At 61.6% G+C, this 18,076-nt stretch carries 14 protein-coding genes; 11 read left to right on the forward strand and 3 right to left on the reverse strand.

Annotated elements, in window-relative coordinates; all coding sequences use genetic code 11:
* Both AC1DVH_RS16220 and AC1DVH_RS16225 read left to right on the forward strand, forming a co-directional pair.
* Positions 1 to 456 (forward strand): LuxR C-terminal-related transcriptional regulator (locus AC1DVH_RS16220; RefSeq protein ID WP_477754661.1); only part of this gene is annotated, 456 nt, incomplete at its 5' end.
* The gene (locus AC1DVH_RS16225; RefSeq protein WP_477754662.1) at positions 457 to 3,696 is read left to right on the forward strand and encodes a transporter substrate-binding domain-containing protein; all 3,240 of its coding nucleotides are present in this window, start codon (positions 457 to 459) and stop codon (positions 3,694 to 3,696) included.
* A 61-nt stretch (positions 3,697 to 3,757) separates the two neighbouring features.
* Here AC1DVH_RS16225 and AC1DVH_RS16230 read toward each other — a convergent pair whose 3' ends face one another.
* A complete protein-coding gene (locus AC1DVH_RS16230; RefSeq protein WP_108231944.1) occupies positions 3,758 to 4,666 on the reverse strand; it encodes a LysR family transcriptional regulator in 909 nt (302 codons plus the stop codon).
* Positions 4,667 to 4,770: 104 nt separating this feature from the next.
* On the opposite strand from AC1DVH_RS16230, the gene AC1DVH_RS16235 reads away from it, so the two are divergent.
* From AC1DVH_RS16235 to AC1DVH_RS16255, 5 genes are all read left to right on the forward strand, one after another.
* The gene (locus AC1DVH_RS16235; protein ID WP_477754663.1) at positions 4,771 to 5,637 is read left to right on the forward strand and encodes a pirin family protein; all 867 of its coding nucleotides are present in this window, start codon (positions 4,771 to 4,773) and stop codon (positions 5,635 to 5,637) included.
* Positions 5,638 to 5,729: 92 nt separating this feature from the next.
* Positions 5,730 to 6,413, forward strand: coding sequence for an isochorismatase family protein (locus AC1DVH_RS16240; RefSeq protein WP_477754664.1), 684 nt, complete (start codon positions 5,730 to 5,732; stop codon positions 6,411 to 6,413).
* Positions 6,414 to 6,469: 56 nt separating this feature from the next.
* Positions 6,470 to 7,096 carry an isochorismate family cysteine hydrolase YcaC gene (gene ycaC, locus AC1DVH_RS16245; protein ID WP_095942550.1) on the forward strand — a complete coding sequence of 209 codons (627 nt, stop codon included), beginning with the start codon at positions 6,470 to 6,472 and terminating at the stop codon, positions 7,094 to 7,096.
* A 219-nt stretch (positions 7,097 to 7,315) separates the two neighbouring features.
* A complete protein-coding gene (locus tag AC1DVH_RS16250; RefSeq protein WP_477754665.1) occupies positions 7,316 to 8,758 on the forward strand; it encodes a mechanosensitive ion channel domain-containing protein in 1,443 nt (480 codons plus the stop codon).
* A 115-nt stretch (positions 8,759 to 8,873) separates the two neighbouring features.
* A complete protein-coding gene (locus AC1DVH_RS16255) occupies positions 8,874 to 9,314 on the forward strand; it encodes a carboxymuconolactone decarboxylase family protein (RefSeq protein WP_477754666.1) in 441 nt (146 codons plus the stop codon).
* 21 nt (positions 9,315 to 9,335) lie between these two features.
* Here the strand turns inward: AC1DVH_RS16255 and AC1DVH_RS16260 are convergent, their stop codons facing one another.
* Positions 9,336 to 10,928, reverse strand: coding sequence for a DHA2 family efflux MFS transporter permease subunit (locus tag AC1DVH_RS16260; protein ID WP_477754667.1), 1,593 nt, complete (start codon positions 10,926 to 10,928; stop codon positions 9,336 to 9,338).
* On the reverse strand, positions 10,925 to 12,046 hold the full coding sequence (locus AC1DVH_RS16265; protein ID WP_477754668.1) for an HlyD family secretion protein: 1,122 nt from the start codon (positions 12,044 to 12,046) through the stop codon (positions 10,925 to 10,927). Before AC1DVH_RS16265 ends, AC1DVH_RS16260 begins: the two co-directional genes overlap by 4 nt.
* Before the next feature lie 334 nt (positions 12,047 to 12,380).
* Here AC1DVH_RS16265 and vgrG point away from each other — a divergent pair, with 334 nt between their 5' ends.
* The 4 genes from vgrG to AC1DVH_RS16285 all read left to right on the forward strand — a co-directional run.
* Positions 12,381 to 16,361 (forward strand): type VI secretion system tip protein VgrG, encoded by a 3,981-nt coding sequence (gene vgrG / locus AC1DVH_RS16270; protein ID WP_477754669.1) that lies wholly within the window; start codon positions 12,381 to 12,383, stop codon positions 16,359 to 16,361.
* Positions 16,358 to 16,987 carry a DUF2931 family protein gene (locus tag AC1DVH_RS16275; RefSeq protein WP_477754670.1) on the forward strand — a complete coding sequence of 210 codons (630 nt, stop codon included), beginning with the start codon at positions 16,358 to 16,360 and terminating at the stop codon, positions 16,985 to 16,987. The genes vgrG and AC1DVH_RS16275 overlap by 4 nt, the downstream gene beginning before the upstream one ends.
* A complete protein-coding gene (locus AC1DVH_RS16280) occupies positions 16,974 to 17,630 on the forward strand; it encodes a DUF2931 family protein (RefSeq protein ID WP_477754671.1) in 657 nt (218 codons plus the stop codon). The genes AC1DVH_RS16275 and AC1DVH_RS16280 overlap by 14 nt, the downstream gene beginning before the upstream one ends.
* A 13-nt stretch (positions 17,631 to 17,643) precedes the next feature.
* Positions 17,644 to 18,076: DUF2931 family protein (locus tag AC1DVH_RS16285; protein ID WP_477754672.1), on the forward strand; the 433-nt coding region annotated here is incomplete at its 3' end.

Genomic DNA, 18,076 nt, shown 5'->3' on the forward strand with positions numbered 1-18,076 from the left:
GGTGTGGCGGGGCTTGAGGTGATGGACCGTATCAAGGCCGAAAACACGCGATGTCGCGTGGTGGTGTTCACCTCGCTGGAGGCCCAGTTCTATCAGGACCGCTGCATGCGGGCCGGGGCTGTTGCCTATGTTTCCAAGAGCAAGGACCTGGATGACTTGAAGGCGGCGGTGAATTGCGTGATGGCCGGCTATACCTATTTCGCCCAGCTCCCCTCGAGTTCCGTGTCGATGGGGGAGTTGCAACGCAGTGAAAAGCAGTTGATCGACAAGCTCTCCAACCGTGAGTTGACCATTCTGCAGTACCTGGCCCGGGGTTCGAAAAACCTGGAAATCGCCGAGATCATGCACCTGAGCTACAAGACCGTCAGTACCTACAAGACCCGTCTCACCCTCAAGCTCAACGTGAGCTCGTCGGTGCACTTGAGGGATTTCGCCCTGCGCAATCAATTGATCTGAATGAACGCTCTCCGACGACTGGCAGGCGGGGTGCTGATTGGCCTTCTACTCTGGGCATCGACGGTCTGTGCACAACAGTCGTTGACCCTGTTGGGACGCTCGAGTGCCGAAGGCCTGAGCGTCAGGTGGTCGGAAACCGAGTTGCGCTGGTTGCAGCAAAAGGGCCGATTGGTACTGGCTGTCTCGGCTCCCGACTATCCCCCCTTCGAGTTCAACACGGCAGGCAAGGTGTTCGAAGGCGTAACAGCCGATTACGCCGGATTGCTGGAACAATTGTTGAATGTCGTCATCGAGGTTCAACGTTATCCGTCGCGGGCCGACGCGGTGCAGGCCATCAAGGACGGGCAGGCCGACCTGCTGGGAACGGCCAACCGATTCGAAGCCGAAGATCCGCAGCTACAGATGTCCAGCGCCTACGCGGTGGATCAACCGGTGCTGGTCACCCGCACCGATTTCCCTCCGGTGCTCGACCCGACGCTGGCCGGCAAGCGACTGGTGATGCTGTATCACTACTTGCCCGAATACAGCGTGCAACAGTTCTATTCCAAAGCGCAGGTCCAGCTGTTTCCCTCGACACTGGCGGCGATGGGCGCCGTGGCGTTCGGCCAGGCTGATGTCTACCTCGGTGATGCGATCAATGCCCATTATCTGATCAGCAGGAATTACCTGAACAACGTGCACCTGACGGACTTCTCGCCCATGGAGTCCGGGCGTTTTGCCTTTGCGATAGCCCGCGACAACGTTGCGCTATTGCGCATCGTCAACAAGGCGCTGGCGGCCATCACCACCAATGAACAAATGAACATCCTGCGCCGTTGGGGGGCCAACGGGGTGCATATCCCGGGCACTCAGTCTTTGCAATTGAGCGTGGCCGAACAGCACTGGCTCGAACGCCACCCGCGGGTGAAGGTCGCGATCAACGAAAATATCCCGCCGATTTCATTTGTCGACAGCGAAGGCCAGTTTCGCGGTATCGGCGTCGATGTGCTGGCGAAAATCACTTTGCGCACCGGGTTGCAATTTGATATCCAGGGCATGAAGTCGGTGGCCGAGATGATGACGGGCATCACGAGCGGCCAGATCGATGTGTTGGCCGGTATCGGCCTCAGTTCCCAGCGTGAAGATGAATTGCGGTTCACCCGGTCGTTTCTGAGCAGCCCGTCGGTGCTGGTGACCCGCGTGGACGCGGACAGCCCCAGGACGCTGGATGACATGGCGGGGAGAACCCTGGCGCTGACCCAGGGCAACATTGCCGGCGAGTACATTCGCCAGCAATACCCGCTGATCGAGCTGGTGGATGCGCCACTGTCGACGGACGCCATGGAAATGGTCGCCCAGGGCAAGGCCCATGGCGGTATCAACTCGTTGATCAGCGCCCGTTACCTGATTTCCCGGCAGTATCGCGATCGCCTGCAAGTGACCAGCACCGTGGGCACCGACCCCGCCCGAAGCACCCTGGCAACCAGTCGGGAGGCCACCGAGCTGCATTCGATTCTGGACAAGGCATTACTGAGTATTCCCCCCGAAGAAATTGACGAGCTGACTCAACCCTGGCGCTATGACTCGATGGTCGAGCAGAGTTACTGGCTGCGACACCGACAAGCGATCGTGCAGGCGTTTTCGGCGGCGGGTGTCATGCTGTTGTTCGCGTTGGCCGGGATCGTCTGGCAGCGGCGGCAGATTCGTCAGCGCCAGCAATTGCTTGGGCAATTGCAGGAAGCCAAGGACGCGGCGGACGACGCCAACCGGGCCAAGACCACGTTCCTGGCCACCATGAGCCATGAAATCCGCACGCCGATGAACGCCTTGATCGGCATGCTCGAACTGGCACTGAAACGGGCCGATGAAGGGGTGACTGACCGCGCCGCCATCGAGGTGGCGTCCAACGCCGGGCAGCAGTTGCTGGATTTGATCGGCGACATTCTGGATGTCGCGCGGATCGAATCCGGGCATTTGTCGTTGGCGCCGGAGCGGGTCAATCTGCACGCGCTGGTGACGTCGGTCTGCCGGGTTTTCGAAGGGCTGGCGATTCAAAAGAATCTGCAGTGGCGGGTCGATCTCGACGCGCGCAGTGACTGTGACGTGATGCTCGATCCCACGCGCTTCAAACAGGTGCTGTCCAATCTGCTGAGCAATGCGATCAAGTTCACCCGAGAAGGTGAGGTGAGCCTGATACTGCGGGTGCTGCCTCAAGGCCCGGCGCATCTGTCTGCCTGTCTGAGTATCGAGGACAGTGGCATCGGTATCAGCGCTCTCGACCAGCAACGCCTGTTCAGTCCGTTTGTGCAGGCGGGCAATAGCCAGCAGACGGCCCGGCAGGGTTCCGGCCTGGGCCTGGTGATCAGCCGTACCCTGTGTGAAATGATGGGCGGCCGGCTGCAACTCGACAGTCAGCCTGGGCGCGGCACGCGGGTGGACATCAGCCTGGTGCTGGCCGTCCTGCAAACGTTACCCGCCGAGGTGGTGTCCCAGGATCCGGCGCAGCTCACGACCCGGGCGTTGTCGATTCTGGTGGTCGACGATTATCCGGCCAATCGCCTGTTGCTCTCGCGGCAGCTGAGCTATCTGGGCCATTGCGTGGTGCTGGCTGAAGACGGGGCACAGGGGCTTGAACAGTGGCGCGGGCGCAGGCACGGGCACGGTTTCGATCTGGTCATCACCGACTGCAACATGCCGGTACTCAGCGGTTACGAGCTGGCCGGCGCGATACGTGAGCAAGAGCGGGTGCAGGGGCTGTCGCCGACGCTGATTCTGGGCTTTACCGCCAACGCGCAGGCCGAGGAAAAGGACCGGTGCAAGGCGGCGGGGATGGACGATTGCCTGTTCAAACCCATTCGCCTGGTGGACTTGCAGGCGTGGCTGGCCCGGCGGTTTTCCAGTGCGCCCCAAGCGGCGATCGTCGACCCTGGCTTCGCCGAATTCGATTTGAGCGGGCTGGAACGCTATGTTGATTCGGATCGTGAGTTGATCGATCAACTGATGCACGATCTGGCGCTGACCAACCGCGAGGACCGTGTGCATTTGCTGGCCTTGCACACCAACGGCAATCGCCCGGGTCTGCAGACGCTGGCACACCGGATCAAGGGCGGGGCGCTGATGGTGCGAGCGCTTGGCCTGGTCGAGTGTTGCGAACAACTGGAGCGGGCGTGTAATGACGGCCGCGCGGCACTGATCGACGATGCCRTCGACCAGTTGCAGCGAGCCATGGCCCGCCTGGACCAGCGTCTGGAACAGGATTGAGGGTGCTTGATCCGACTTGCCAGCGAAGGCCGCGACTCGGTCCAAAGCCTTACCCCCGCCGCTAAGCAATATCACTACGGCTGAATTCTTCCCCGAGAAAATCGATCAACGTGCGCACCGAAGGCAGCAAGCCCCGACGTGAGGGGAAGATCGCGTGGATGACACCGCTTTTCGGCGCCCAGCCCGGCACCAGTTCCACCAGTTGCCCGGCAGCGATTTCGTCGCGCACCACCACACTGGGCAGGTGCACGATGCCGATCCCGGCGACCGCCGCATGGCGCAGGGCCAACAGGTCATCGGTGACCATCCGCGGTGCATGCCGGATCATCGCGGTGCTGCCATCGGCACCGAACAGTTCCCACTGATATTCGCGCTGCGCCGCGCCCCAGTGCAGGCTCGGCAAGCCGCTGAGATCGGCCGGGGAGGCCGGCGTCGACAGGCGCGATACAAAGGCCGGGCTGCCGACCACACTCTGGGTGCTGTTGCCCAGCACCTTCATCACCATGTCGGTGTTTTCCAGCGGCGGAAAGCGTACCCGCAGGGCAATATCGAAGCCTTCGTGAATCAGGTCGACCCGGCGGTTGGTGCTCTCGATGAACAACTCCACCAACGGGTACTTGAGCATGTAGCGGGTCAGCATCGGCCCGACCCAGGAATTGAGCAGTGCCGTCGGGCAACTGACACGCACCAGGCCCTGGGGCTCGGAGCGGTTGCGCTCGATCAGTTCGGCGGCACTTTCCGCCTCCACGCGCATGGCCAGGCAGCGCTGGTAGTAGGCCTGGCCGATTTCCGTCAACGAGCAATGCCGGCTGGTGCGGTGCAGCAGGCGCACGCCGAGGCGCTCTTCAAGTTCGGCAATGCGTCGACTGAGCTTGGACTTGGGCATGTCCAGTGCCCGGCCCGCCGCTGCGAAACCGTGATGCTCCACCACCTGGGTGAAGTAGTAGAGGGTGTTGAGGTCTTCCACCATCGTTCTCCAAATAGAACGCTAAAGCTGATTTTTGCAGTCTAGCGCAGCAAAGGTCACGGTTTTAAGCTTTGTCCATGGCTTCACCCACCTCATAAGGAGACACCATGAAAAACATCATCGGTATCTACACCAGTCCACGAACCCATTGGGTTGGCGACGGTTTTCCGGTTCGCACGCTGTTTTCCTACGACAGCCTGGGCAAGCACATCAGCCCGTTCCTGTTGCTGGATCACGCCGGCCCCGCTGAATTCACCCCGACCAGCGAACGACGTGGCGTTGGTCAGCATCCTCATCGTGGCTTCGAAACCGTGACTATCGTTTACAAGGGCGAACTGGAGCACCGGGACTCCACCGGCAGTGGCGGCAAGATCGGCCCCGGCGATGTGCAATGGATGACCGCGGCCTCGGGGATCCTGCATGAAGAGTTTCACTCCCAGGGTTTCGCCAAGAGCGGTGGCACCCTGGAGATGGTGCAGTTGTGGGTCAACCTGCCGGCCAGGGACAAGATGGCCGACCCCGGTTACCAGACGATCCTCGACGGAGACATCCCGAACATCGCCTTGCAGGACAACGCCGGCAGCCTGCGCCTGATCGCCGGTGAGTTCGACGGCCACAAGGGCGCGGCGCGCACCTTCACCCCGGTCGACGTGTGGGACATTCGTTTGAATGCCGGCAAGTTGCTCACCCTTGATCTGCATGAAGGGCGCAACACCGCGCTGGTGGTTCTGCGCGGCACGGTTCAGGTCAATGGCCTGGAGTCGGTGCGCCAGGGGCAGTTGGCCCTGTTCGATCGCAAGGGCGATCAAATGACCCTCGAAGCCAGCGAAGACGCGGTGGTGTTGTTGCTCAGCGGCGAGCCGATCGACGAGCCGATTGTTGGCCACGGGCCGTTCGTGATGAACACCGAGCAGGAAATCCACCAGGCCTTCGCCGACTTCCAGTCCGGTCGCTTCGGCCGGATGCACGCTTAACCCGTTTCGTTTCAAACACCCGTTCTACACAGGATGCGTAGGCCGGTCCGAGGCCAGGGATGGCTATTGCCTGAAAGAAAGAGGAAACGCACATGAGTACCGTCAACGCGGCCAATTTCAATGGCCAGAAACCGACTATCGATCCCAACGATGCCGCCATGTTGTTGATCGACCATCAGAGCGGACTGTTCCAGATCGTCAAGGACATGGACGTGCCCCAACTGCGCGCCAATGCCATTGCCCTGGCCAAGGCCGCGACCCTGCTGAAGATGCCGGTGATCACCACCGCTTCCGTTCCCCAGGGGCCGAACGGGCCGTTGATCCCGGAAATCCACGAGGCCGCACCCCATGCGCAGTACGTGGCGCGCAAAGGTGAAATCAACGCCTGGGACAACCCGGAGTTTCACGCGGCGGTCAAAGCCACCGGCAAGAAAACCCTGGTCATCGCCGGCACCTTGACCAGCGTATGCCTGGCGTTCCCGTCCATCGCGGCGGTGCATGAAGGCTACAAGGTGTTTGCCGTGGTCGACGCCTCCGGCAACCACTCGAAACTGGCCACCGAGTTGACCGTTGCCCGTCTGGCCCAGGCCGGGGTGGTGCCGATCGACATCATGGCGACGCTATCCGAGCTGCAAGGCTCGTGGAACCGTCCGGATGCCGAGCAGTGGGCCGCTGTCTACGCCCAGGCCATGCCGCATTATCAGTTGCTGATCGAGAGTTACCTCAAGGCCCAACAAGTGGCGAACGAACACGAGGTGCTGGACTCCCAGCGCTGACCGGTGACCCCACGCCGATTTCCACTCGGCATCGATAACACGCGAGGACTACTGCAATGACTACTTCCTACAAGCGTCTGGACAAGGACAACGCCGCGGTTCTGATGGTTGATCATCAGGCAGGCCTGCTGTCGCTGGTGCGCGACATCGATCCGGATCGTTTCAAGAACAACGTGTTGGCCCTGGCCGACCTGGCCAAGTACTTCAAGCTGCCGACCATCCTCACCACCAGTTTCGAAACCGGTCCCAACGGCCCGCTGGTGCCCGAGCTCAAGGCACTTTTTCCGGACGCGCCGTACATCGCTCGCCCGGGGCAGATCAACGCCTGGGACAACGAAGATTTCGTCAAGGCGATCAAGGCCACCGGCAAGAAACAACTGATCATCGCCGGTGTGGTGACGGAAGTTTGCGTAGCATTCCCGGCGCTTTCGGCACTGGCCGAAGGCTTTGAGGTGTTCGTGGTCACCGACGCGTCCGGCACTTTCAACGAACTGACCCGCGAATCGGCGTGGAACCGTATGACCGCTCAGGGCGCGCAATTGATGACCTGGTTCGGCCTGGCCTGTGAACTGCACCGCGACTGGCGCAACGACATCGAAGGGTTGGGCACGCTGTTCTCCAACCATATTCCGGATTACCGCAACCTGATGACCAGCTACAGCACGCTGGCCAATAGCAAATAGCTTCGGTATCACTCATACCCCTGTGGGAGCGAGCTTGCTCGCGATGACTGAGTCACAGTCAACATCAATGTTGGCTGACCCGACGCCATCGCGAGCAAGCTCGCTCCCACAGTTTTTTTGGTGTCCAGCCAGACGTGTTCATCCCGCCAAATCAATTGCTCCTACACTATGGCCAATCCATGCGATCTTCGCGTTATTAGCCCTGGCTGGAGTTGCTTGATGCTGTCTTTCCTCACCGAACACCCATTGATCTGCGCCATGGCGCTGATCCTGATCGACCTCGGGTTGTGGCGTTTAATCGGTGACAACCGCAACCCTTGGAAGCTTCTGTTGCGGGTCACGATTTTCGCGCTATACAGCCTTCTGCTGTTCAATGAAGGCCTGAATCCGATGGAGCCGCCGCCCTGGGCCGACAACGTACCGTTGCACCTGGCGGCCACCGGATTGCAGATCGGCTGGTGGCTGTTTGGCGCGCGGATGCTGACGGTGCTGATCGGCGCGGTGATGATGCAACGGGTGGGGCATACCGGGCGCTTGCTCCAGGATTTGCTCGGTGCGGTGATTTTCCTGATCGCGATCATTGCCGCCCTGGCCTATGTACTCGATCTACCGGTCAAGGGCGTGCTGGCGACGTCCGGTGCGTTGGCGATCATTGTCGGCCTGGCCTTGCAAAGTACCCTCAGTGACGTGTTTTCCGGGATCGTCCTGAACACCACCAAACCCTATCAACTGGATGACTACATCTCCATAGACGGCATGGAAGGCCGGGTCACCGACATCGACTGGCGTGCTACGCGCCTGCAAACCGCCCAAGGCAGCCTGGCGGTGATTCCCAACTCATTGGCAGCCAAGGCCAAGATCATCAACTTCAGCCGCCCGAGCGATATGTTTGGCGTTTCCATCACCCTTCAAGTGAGCCCCCATGCACGGCCGAACACAGTGATTGATGCCCTTGAACGCGCCATGCAAGGTTGCCGTTTTCTGCTGGACACACCGGCCCCGAGCGTCTCGCTGAAAAGCTCCAGCAGCACCGGAGTGGAATACGAAATCAATGGGTTTGTCGCGTCGATGAGCGAGAAACGCACGGTGCGCAATCAGCTGTTCGACCTGGCGTACCGACACTTGCAGGCGTCCGGGGTCAACCTGTTGTCGAGCGTCGAACCCACGCTGGCGGGCAACCTGTCGCGGCCCCGGGCACTGCTCGACAGTTCGCCGATTTTCTCCACGTTGCGTCAGGAAGAAAAAGACACCTTCAGCCAGAACATGACCCTGCAAACCTTCCGTGCCGGCGAAACGATCCTCGACGCGGGGGAGGTCAGCGATCACTTGTTCATTATCGAGTCCGGTGTCGTCAGCGTGACGCTGCCCCGTCATGGCTCGCCGTTCGAATCAGGCCGCATGGGGCCCGGAGAGGTGATCGGCGAGGCCGGTATCCTGGACGACAGTTCGGTGCCTGCGCAGTTTACCGCCAAGACCTTTTGTGGCTTGTACCGCATCGAAAAGGAATACCTCAAGCCATGCCTGGATGCCCGTCAGGACATCAACGATGCGATGAAAACCTTGCTCGACTACCGCTTGCTCAAAGCGAAAACCCTGACTCAGGACCTGCCGGTGACAGTGGAGAAGAAGGGCTTTCTGCGGTGGTTGCGCAGTCGGGTATGACCAGCGGCCAACAAGACACCGCAAGTGGCCTCCTCGACTTCTGGAATATTGGCTATTTGTGCAAACGGGGCAGGGGGCTAAGGTAGTCACACCCCCACTTGCCCTGGAGCACACGATGCAACCGCGTACCGATTTCTACACCGCGTCCCCTGATGCCCTCAAAGCGATGATCGCTCTGGAAACGGCGGTTTCGAAGCTGCCGCTGGAAAAAAACCTGGTTGAACTGGTCAAGCTGCGGGCTTCGCAGATCAATGGCTGCGCATTTTGCATCGATATGCACACCGCCGATGCTATCAAGGGCGGCGAAACCCCGCGTCGCCTGTTCGCCGTAACGGCGTGGCGCGAGGCACCGTTCTTCAGCGATCGCGAACGTGCCGCGCTGCTTTGGACCGAATCCCTGACCCAACTGAGCCTGACCCACGCGCCAGATGAAGACTACGAAGTGGTCAGCGCTCAGTTCACGCCCAAGGAAATGGTCGATCTGACCGTGGCGATCAGCACCATCAACAGCTGGAACCGTTTGGCCGTCGGTTTCCGCAAAACTCCTCAGGCCTGATATCGAAAAGGGAGCCGAGGCTCAATGCGCATCGGCGCTCGGCGCGGCCGGTGGTTGCACCTTGCGCATCAAGGGCACCATCGCCGTGGCGATGACGAAGCACACCCCGATCATCAGAAACGCGTCGCCATAGGTTTGCGTCTGGGCTTCGCGGTAGGTCAGCAACCATAGTTGATGCAGGCTGGCGGTGACTCCGGCGTCACCGCTCTGGCCGAGGGCGGCGAAGTTGTTGCCGACCTGGGACAGCCATTGGTTGAGCGCCTCGTTGGTGCTGTTGAGGTGCTCCGCCAGCCGGGTGAAATGCAGGTTGGTGCGGTCATTGAGAATGGTCGCACACGCGGCGATGCCGATAGCCCCACCCAGGTTGCGCATCAGGTTGAACAACCCCGACGCATGCTTGAGCCGTGCCGGCGCCAGGCCGCCGAGGGTCAAGGTCACCGTTGGCGGCACCGCCAGTTGCTGGGCAATCCCGCGCAAGGCTTGTGGCAGCATCAATTCTTTGGCCCCCCAGTCATGGGTGATCGGGCTGAAATCCCACATCGATAATGCGAACAGCCCAAGGCCGGTCATCATGATCCAGCGCAGGTCGATGCGATTGGCCAGAAAGGCGTACAGCGGAATCGCCATGATCTGGAACACCCCGGTGGAGAAAACCGCCAGACCAATGTCCAGCGCTCCGTAGCCCCGCACCCGGCCGAGAAACAGCGGCGTCAGGTAAATGGTGGCGAACAGGCCGATGCCGGTGACGAACGAGAAGAAACAGCCAAGGGCGAAGTTGCGATCTTTCAAGGCGCGCAAATCGACAATCGGATTGGCCACATGCAAGGTCCGGCCGATGAATGCCAGGCCGGCCAGGCCGCTGATCCACGCGGTGGTCAGGATCGTGCGGTCGCTGAACCAGTTCCAGCGCGGGCCTTCTTCCAGGGTGTATTCCAGGCAGCCGAGGAACAGCGCCAGAAACACCATGCTCAAGTAATCCGCGCCTTTGAGCAGCGACAGTTCCGGCTGGTCGATTTTCACCAGCATCGGCACGGCTACGGCGACAAAGATACCGGGGACCAGGTTGATGTAGAACAGCCAGTGCCAGGACGATATGTCAGTGATCCAGCCACCGATCACCGGCCCCAGGGTCGGTGCCAATGAGGCCACTGCGCCGATGGTCGCGGCGGCGATCACCCGTTGCTTGCCGGTGAAGAACACGAACGCGGTGGTGAACACCAGCGGGATCATCGAGCCGCCCAGAAACCCTTGCAGGGCACGGAAGGCGATCATGCTCTGGATGTTCCAGGCCGCGCCGCACAGCAGGCTGGTCAGGGTGAAGCCCACGGCCGACGCGCAAAACAGCCAGCGCGTGGAAAACACCCGCGACAGCCAGCCCGACAGGGGAATCACGATGATTTCGGCGATCAGGTAACTGGTTTGCACCCACGCGGTTTCGTCGGTGCCGGCGGAGAGCCCGCCGCCGATGTCACGCAACGAAGCCGAGACAATCTGGATATCCAGCAGCGCAATGAACATACCGATGCACATGCTGGCAAAGGCGAAGACCTTGGTCGCCGTCGCCATGTTCGCGGCATTGAACGGTTGCGCCGGGGCGGCGAGGGCGCGGCTCATGGCGCGCTGGCCACGGCTGGCGCTTCAGGCTCCTTGCGCGTATCCACTTCAGCGGTGACCGACAATCCCGGGCGCAGGTGGCCGAGTACGCTGTCGGCCGGATCGAGGTGAATCCGCACCGGCACCCGCTGCACGATCTTGGTGAAGTTGCCGGTGGCGTTTTCCGGTGGCAACACACTGAATTGCGAACCGCTGGCCGGGGCCAGGCTGTCCAGGTGACCGTGGAATTCCTGGCCCGACAGCACGTCGGCATGGATCACCACCCGTTGCCCCGGCACCATGTGCGCCAGTTGGTCTTCCTTGAAGTTGGCATCGACCCACAGACCGCTGGTCGGCACCACCGAGAGCAATTGCGAACCGGCCTGGGCATAGGCGCCGACCCGGGCCCGGCGATTGCCGATCACACCGTCGACCGGCGCCTTCAGTTCGGTGTAGCCGACATTCAATTGCGCCAGGTCGCGCTCGGCCCTGGCCTGGATCAAGGCGGCGCGGGCCTGTTGTTTCTGGGTGTCGATCACATTCAACTGGCGTTGCGCGGCCAGCAGTTCAGCCTGGGCGCGATTGCTTTGGGCCTGGGCCGTCTTGAACGTCGCGTTGGCCCGCTGGGCGCTTTCCACCGAGACGGCGTTGGTGGTCACCAGTTTTTTGTAGCGGGCATCGTCATCCCGGGAGCGTGCGGCCTCGGCGCCGGCGGCATCGATGCCGGCGCGGGCCTGGCCGATGACGGCCTGTTGCAGTTGTTCGGTGGCGTCGAGGTTGGCCAGCAAGGCTTGCTGGGCGGCCACTGCGCCTTCGGCCTTGGCCAGGTTGGCCCGGTAGTCGCGTGAATCGAGACGGATCAGCACGTCGCCGGCCTTGACCTTCTGGTTGTCGGCCACCAGCACTTCGTCGATATAGCCCGCCACTTTCGGCCCGATCACCGTTACGTCGCCGCCGATGTAGGCGTCGTCGGTTTCCTCGATGAAGCGGCCGGCGGTCCACCAATGCGCGCCATACACACCGGCCAATACCAGCGCTGCGATTGCCACGGCGGGCAAGAGCAGGCGTTTGAGCAGGGGAGGTTTGGCGGCAGTCACCGGGGCAGCCAGGTCGGGTTCAACGGTGGGCATGCTGGTCATGGAGGATTACCTGTTGGAGCGGAGGTTAATTATGATGATTGTAATATGACGTATGTAATATTTTGTGGCAAATGGTTTTTGCTGCCGGTCGTCAGGTGGAGTCCTGATCAGGAAGACTCATTCGTGGCCGCTGTCGAGATGCCGAGGATTCTTTTACTGTTGTAGGTAGAGTCTTAGGACGTTGTGGCCTGCTGCATTATTCGGAAACACCCTACACGCTTATTAGACACGTCCTATATCAACCTTTTTTACCTTCCTGAAAGCTGTCGAGCGCTTGAACGCGGGAGGCAACGAAGCCTCCCCGTCCGCCTCAACAGCCAAGGGAGGCCTGATTTTGTCCAACGCACCGCGCACCTTCTTCGACCACAGCCGCCACACACTCTGGGTGCGCGAGGTGGACGCCCCCCTCGACGTCCTGGCCTTCCACGGCGAAGARCACCTCAGCCARCCCTTCAGCTACYACATCGAGTTCACCTCCAGCGAGCTCGACATCGMCGCCGAACGCCTGCTCGGCCAACCCGCCAGCTTCAGCCTGCAYGCGMTGCCGGAAAAGGTCTCGTCCCTGATCTTCGAACCGYCYGAGGTCAAGCCGCTGCGCACCTTGCACGGGGTGATCGGTGGCTTCAAACGCCTGTCCGCCTCCMTCGACGAGGCGCGCTACGARGTCACCCTGCAACCGCGTCTGGCGCTGCTCGCGCGGGGCCGGCAATACCGGATCTACCAGCACCRSTCGGTGCCGGAGATCGTCGAGCACATCCTGCGCGGCCGCCACGCTTTCCGGGGCCAGGACTTCCTCTTCCACCTGCACCGCGAATACCCCCGGCGCGAGCAGGTGATGCAATACGGCGAAAGCGACCTGGCCTTTGTCGCCCGCCTGCTGGCCGAAGTCGGCATCTGGTACCGCTTCACCAGCGACGAGCGCCTGGGCATCGACGTCGTCGAATTCCACGACTCCCCGCGCGCCTACCAGTTCGACGTCGAGCTGCCGCTGCGCCCGCTCTCCGGGTTAAGCAGCAGCGGTGAGGACAGCGTCTGGGCCCTGCAGTCGGAACACCAGGTGGTGGAACAGCACGTGAATATCCGCGCCTACCACCACCGTGACGCCCGCGCGCACCTCGACGGCGACATCGACCAGACGCGCGGCGCCAAGGGCACCTACGGCGAGGCCTAYCACTACGCCGAACCCTACACCRCGCTCGGCGACCGCCAYGACTTCCCCGAAGACGTGCAGTGCGAAAGCGGCTACTTCTATGCRCGCCTGCGCCACGAGCGTTACCTCAATCGCCGCACCCGCCTGCGCGGCATGAGCAGCAGTCCCCGCCTGGCRCCGGGCCAGGTGCTGGAAGTCACCGACGGCGCGCCCCAGGCCTTCGCGCCGCGGGCGGTGATCATCGGGCTCAAGGCCGGCGCCGCCCGCGAYCGCAGCTTCGAGTGCAGCTTCCAGGCCATCCCCTTTGCGCAGACGGTGTGCTTTCGCCCCGAGGTGCCGCCCAAACCCTTGATCGCCGGCACCGTGCCGGCCCGGGTGACCAGCGCRCAGGCCCACAACCCCTACGCCGATACCGACGCCGAGGGCCGCTACCGGGTRCAGTTCCTGTTCGACCGCGACACCTGGGACGCCGGTCGCGAAAGCACCTGGCTGCGCCTGGCCCGGGCGTACGCCGGCGACACCCACGGCCTGCACCTGCCGCTGATCGCCGGCACCGAAGTGGCGGTGGCCTTCGAACAGGGCGACCCCGACCGCCCCTACATCGCCCACGCCCTGCACGACAGCCAGCACCCCGACCCCGTCACCATGTACAACGAAAAACGCAACGTGCTGCGCACCCCGGCCAACAACAAGCTGCGGCTGGACGATACCCGCGGTCAGGAGCACATCAAGCTCAGCACCGAACACAGTGGCAAGAGCCAGCTCAACCTCGGGCACGTGGTGGATGCGAAGAAGGCCAAACGTGGGGAAGGCTTTGAGTTGCGCACCGATGCCTGGGGGGCGATTCGCGCGGGCAAGGGGTTGTTTATCAGTGCCGATGAACAGAGCAAGGCCCAGGGGCAGGTGTTGGACATGGCCGCCGCCGTCGGCCGCCTGCAACAGGCCGGCGACCAACTGCAACAGCTGTCCACGGACGCCCAAACCGCCCACGCCGAACCGGCGGACGTGGCCGCGCAACTGAACCTGCTGCGCCAGGATCTGGAACAGCTCAAGTCCCAGGTCCTGCTGCTCAGCGCCCCACAAGGCATCGCCCTGACCAGCGGCCAGCACCTGCAACTGGCCGCGCAGGACAACCTGATGCTCAACGCCGGCGGCCACGCCGACCTCAGCGTGGTCAAGCGCCTGTTCATCGGCGTCGGCCAGGGCCTGAGCCTGTTCGTGCGCAAGCTGGGGATCAAGCTGATCGCCAATCAGGGCCCGGTCAGCGTGCAGGCGCAAAACGACCGCCTGGAACTGATCGCCCGGCTGGGGCTGGACATCACCAGCACCGAGGACGAAATCCACATCACGGCGAAGAAGAAAATCGTCCTCAACGGCGGCGGCAGCTACCTCAGCCTGGAGACGTGTGGCATCGAGTCGGGCACGGCGGGCGATCACAACATCAAGGCGGCGTTTCTGGAGTACGTCCCGACCAAGGTCACGCAGGCGGCGCGCTTGCCGCCGCTGCCGGCGGTGATTGATCCGCCGCTGGCGTTCGATCAGCAGTACCAGATTTTTGCCAACGATGGCGAGCAGGTCCTGGCCGGCGTGCCGTACAAGATCTCCAGTGCCAGCGGCAACGTGTGGAAAGGCACCACCGACAGCCAGGGTTTCACCCAGCGGGTGTACACCGCCGCTCCGGAGGAACTCTCGCTGATCTACGACATGGACGAAGAGGAGGAAGAGGAAGAACTCGAAGGCATCACCCTGCGCATCGGGCTGTTTTTTGATGGCACCGGTAACAACCAGGCCAACGCGGCCCTCACCGAACAGTGCCGACGCGAGGATCTGCAACTGTTCGATGAAAGCGATCTGGCGTCCATCATTCAGTTGTGCAACCAGTATGGGTTTGACGAGTTTGATGGCAGTGGTTTTGGTCGTACGCCGGATAACAGTTATGGGAATGCGCCGAGTAATGTGGTGCATTTGTTTGCGCTGTATCCCGATCACGCCACCGATGGTCTCCCGCCCGGAGCTGAAATTGGTTATGTGCCGGTCTATCTGGAGGGTATTGGTACCCGCAGCGGTGGTGACGACTCGCTTTTCGGGCAAGGTATGGGGCGGGGTGAAACCGGGGTGGTGGCGCGGGTTGAACAAGCGCCGGCAGTAATTGCGGAGCAACTACGTGATTTTTCGGTTGCCAACCCAGGTACTAATATCCGTCGGGTTGAGTTCGACATCTTTGGCTTTAGCCGCGGTGCCGCCGCCACGCGCCACTGTGCCAACGAACTGCTCAAACCGGGTCGAGGTGTATTCGGTGATCTGCTGCAGGGAGGCCGCTTCGGCCTGCTCGGCAGCTTCGACCCGGCGGTCGATATCCGCCTCAACCTGATCGGCCTGTTCGACACCGTGGCCGCCATCGGCGGCATGGACCTGAACGTGGCCGATGACCATAACCCGGGCGTTAACCTGTACCTGCCACCCGGTTGTGCGCGTCAGGTCATCCAGCTACAGGCGCGCGACGAGTGCCGGCTTAACTTTTCCCTCAACGAAGTGCTGCACGATCATCGACAAATCAGTCTGCCCGGGGTGCACTCGGACATCGGCGGCGGCTATCTGCCACGTGCCCGGGAACGGCTGTGGTTGACCCGACCCGGTCGCCTCACCCTGCGACGCAACCAACCGGTGCAGTCCACTCCCGAGTGGGCCAAGGCCCTGGCTCAAGTGCAGGCCCTGCGCGCCAGTGGCCTGGCTGACGAAGGCAGTGTCGAGGTCAAGGCCTGGTCGTTCACCCCGGCCGCCCGGGGCAAGCAGGAGTCCGACCAGGACCACTATCTGCTGGCGATTGTTCTGGATCGTCCGGTCCGAGGTGAATTGGCATTGATTGCCTTGCGCCTGATGCGCGAACTGGGTGTGCGTCATGGTGTGCCCTTCAAAAGTCTTGAAGCGCAACCCGGATTGGCACTACCCACAGATTTGCAACCGATCGCTGCACAAATCCTTGAGCATGCACTGTCGGGCACCGAGGTCATCCTCAATCCCGAGCAGGAACGTTTACTGCGCGCTCGCTATATCCATCAGTCCGCCCACTGGACGCCCAACAAAGGTTTGATGATCAACAAACCGGCACCCGACAGCACACGCAAGATCCATCCTCATCAGCCACAAAAGGGCTACCCGCAATGAAGCGCCTGAGCCTGCTGGTCGGACTGCTGTTCAGCCTGTGTGCCTGCGCCAATGGTCCCACACCGCCCAAGTTGCCCTACCACAGCTGGTACGTCGGCCTGGCGGCACCGCGTTTCATGGAAGTGTGGGTCGAGAGCGTGGATGTGCTCGATCAGCGCGGGTTGGCGTTCTTTCGCGTGTCTGCCGGGGTGGCCGGTTACACCCGCAAACCTGAAGGCTGGCACAAAGGAGGGGGGAAAATGATGCCGGTAAACAACGTCGACCTGCCGGACCGCATCTTCGTGCGCTGGCAATCGTTGGTGGAGCCGCAGACCTACAAGATCGGTATCCGGATCCCGCAGTGGGTGCGCGATGAGATGGTCAGGCCGGAGCGGGTTTTCTGTAAAGCGGATCAGGAGAATGTAACGCTGTATCGCAACAGAATCACGTTGGGGATGGCGCCCGGTGGCATCGTCAAAGTTTGGGTGGGTGCGGGATGTCTTGGGTTCAAGGAAGTCGGGCGATTTCAGGCCGAGATCGAGCCGCTTGGGCCTTACAAAGGAAAGAGCAACGGCCAATACGTGCCCATAGAACCTGAAAACAAAGCCTACGTGGACCAGCACGGGATTCCCTATGGCACTTGGTAAGGGCTACGTCCCAATGAAGCGCCTGAGCCTGCTGGTCAGCCTGTTGTTCAGCCTTTGCGCCTGCGCCGGTGGTCCCACGCCGCCCAAGTTGCCTTACCACAGCTGGTACGTCGGCCTGGCTGCACCGCGTTTTATGGAAGTGTGGGTCGAGAGCGTGGATGTGTTGGACCAGCGCGGGTTGGCGTTCTTTCACGTGTTTGGGGGCGTGGCTGGATACACCCGTAACCCGGAGGGCTGGCACAAAGGAGGGGGGAAAATGATGCCGGTAAACAACGTCGACCTGCCAGACCGCATCTTCGTGCGCTGGCAATCGCTGGTGGAGCCGCAGACCTACAAGATCGGTATCCGGATCCCGCAGTGGGTGCGCGAGGAGATGCTCAAGCCAGAGCGGGTGTTTTGCCAAGGCTCAAAAGAGTGGATTGATGACTATCGACAGATGATCACCCTCGGCATGGCYCCCGGYGGCATCGTCAAGGTCTGGGTGGGTGGGCCRTGCCTGGGGTTCAAGGAGGTTGGACGCTTTCAGGCSGAGATCGAGCCGCTTGGGCCTTATCAAAACGGTAAGGGTAACTATTACCGCGCACCGAAGCCTGAGGCGCAGGCCTATATCGATCAACACGGAATCCCCTATGRCACTTGGTAAGGGGCACTCCCCAATGAAGCGCCTGATCTTGCTGGTCGGACTGTTGTTCAGCCTGTGTGCCTGCGCCACGGGCCCCACGCCGCCCAAGTTGCCCTACCACAGCTGGTACGTCGGCCTGGCTGCACCGCGATACATGGAAGTGTGGGTCGAGAGCGTGGATGTGCTTGATCAACGGGGATTGGCGTTCTTTCACGTGTCGGGAGGAGTAGCCAGTTACACCGGCAAAGCAGAAGGCTGGCACCAAGGGGCTGGATCGATGATGCCAGTGAACAACGTCGACCTGCCGGACCGCATCTTCGTGCGCTGGCAATCGCTGGTGGAGCCGCAGACCTACAAGATCGGTATCCGGATCCCGCAGTGGGTGCGGGATGAGATGGTCAAGTCCGAGCGGGTGTTTTGCAAAGGCTCAAAAAAATGGAAGGACGAGTATCGGGATTCCATCACGT

The organism is Pseudomonas sp. P4_C3 (assembly GCF_056402075.1).

What these genes read in the sequence shown, in the direction of transcription:
- AC1DVH_RS16265 (WP_477754668.1), bottom strand. Translation starts at nt 12,046, where the DNA reads ATGACCAGCATGCCCACCGTTGAACCCGACCTGGCTGCCCCGGTGACT.
- ycaC (WP_095942550.1), top strand. Translation starts at nt 6,470, where the DNA reads ATGACTACTTCCTACAAGCGTCTGGACAAGGACAACGCCGCGGTTCTG.
- AC1DVH_RS16275 (WP_477754670.1), top strand. Translation starts at nt 16,358, where the DNA reads ATGAAGCGCCTGAGCCTGCTGGTCGGACTGCTGTTCAGCCTGTGTGCC.
- AC1DVH_RS16240 (WP_477754664.1), top strand. Translation starts at nt 5,730, where the DNA reads ATGAGTACCGTCAACGCGGCCAATTTCAATGGCCAGAAACCGACTATC.
- AC1DVH_RS16260 (WP_477754667.1), bottom strand. Translation starts at nt 10,928, where the DNA reads ATGAGCCGCGCCCTCGCCGCCCCGGCGCAACCGTTCAATGCCGCGAAC.
- AC1DVH_RS16250 (WP_477754665.1), top strand. Translation starts at nt 7,316, where the DNA reads ATGCTGTCTTTCCTCACCGAACACCCATTGATCTGCGCCATGGCGCTG.
- AC1DVH_RS16230 (WP_108231944.1), bottom strand. Translation starts at nt 4,666, where the DNA reads ATGGTGGAAGACCTCAACACCCTCTACTACTTCACCCAGGTGGTGGAG.
- AC1DVH_RS16255 (WP_477754666.1), top strand. Translation starts at nt 8,874, where the DNA reads ATGCAACCGCGTACCGATTTCTACACCGCGTCCCCTGATGCCCTCAAA.
- AC1DVH_RS16235 (WP_477754663.1), top strand. Translation starts at nt 4,771, where the DNA reads ATGAAAAACATCATCGGTATCTACACCAGTCCACGAACCCATTGGGTT.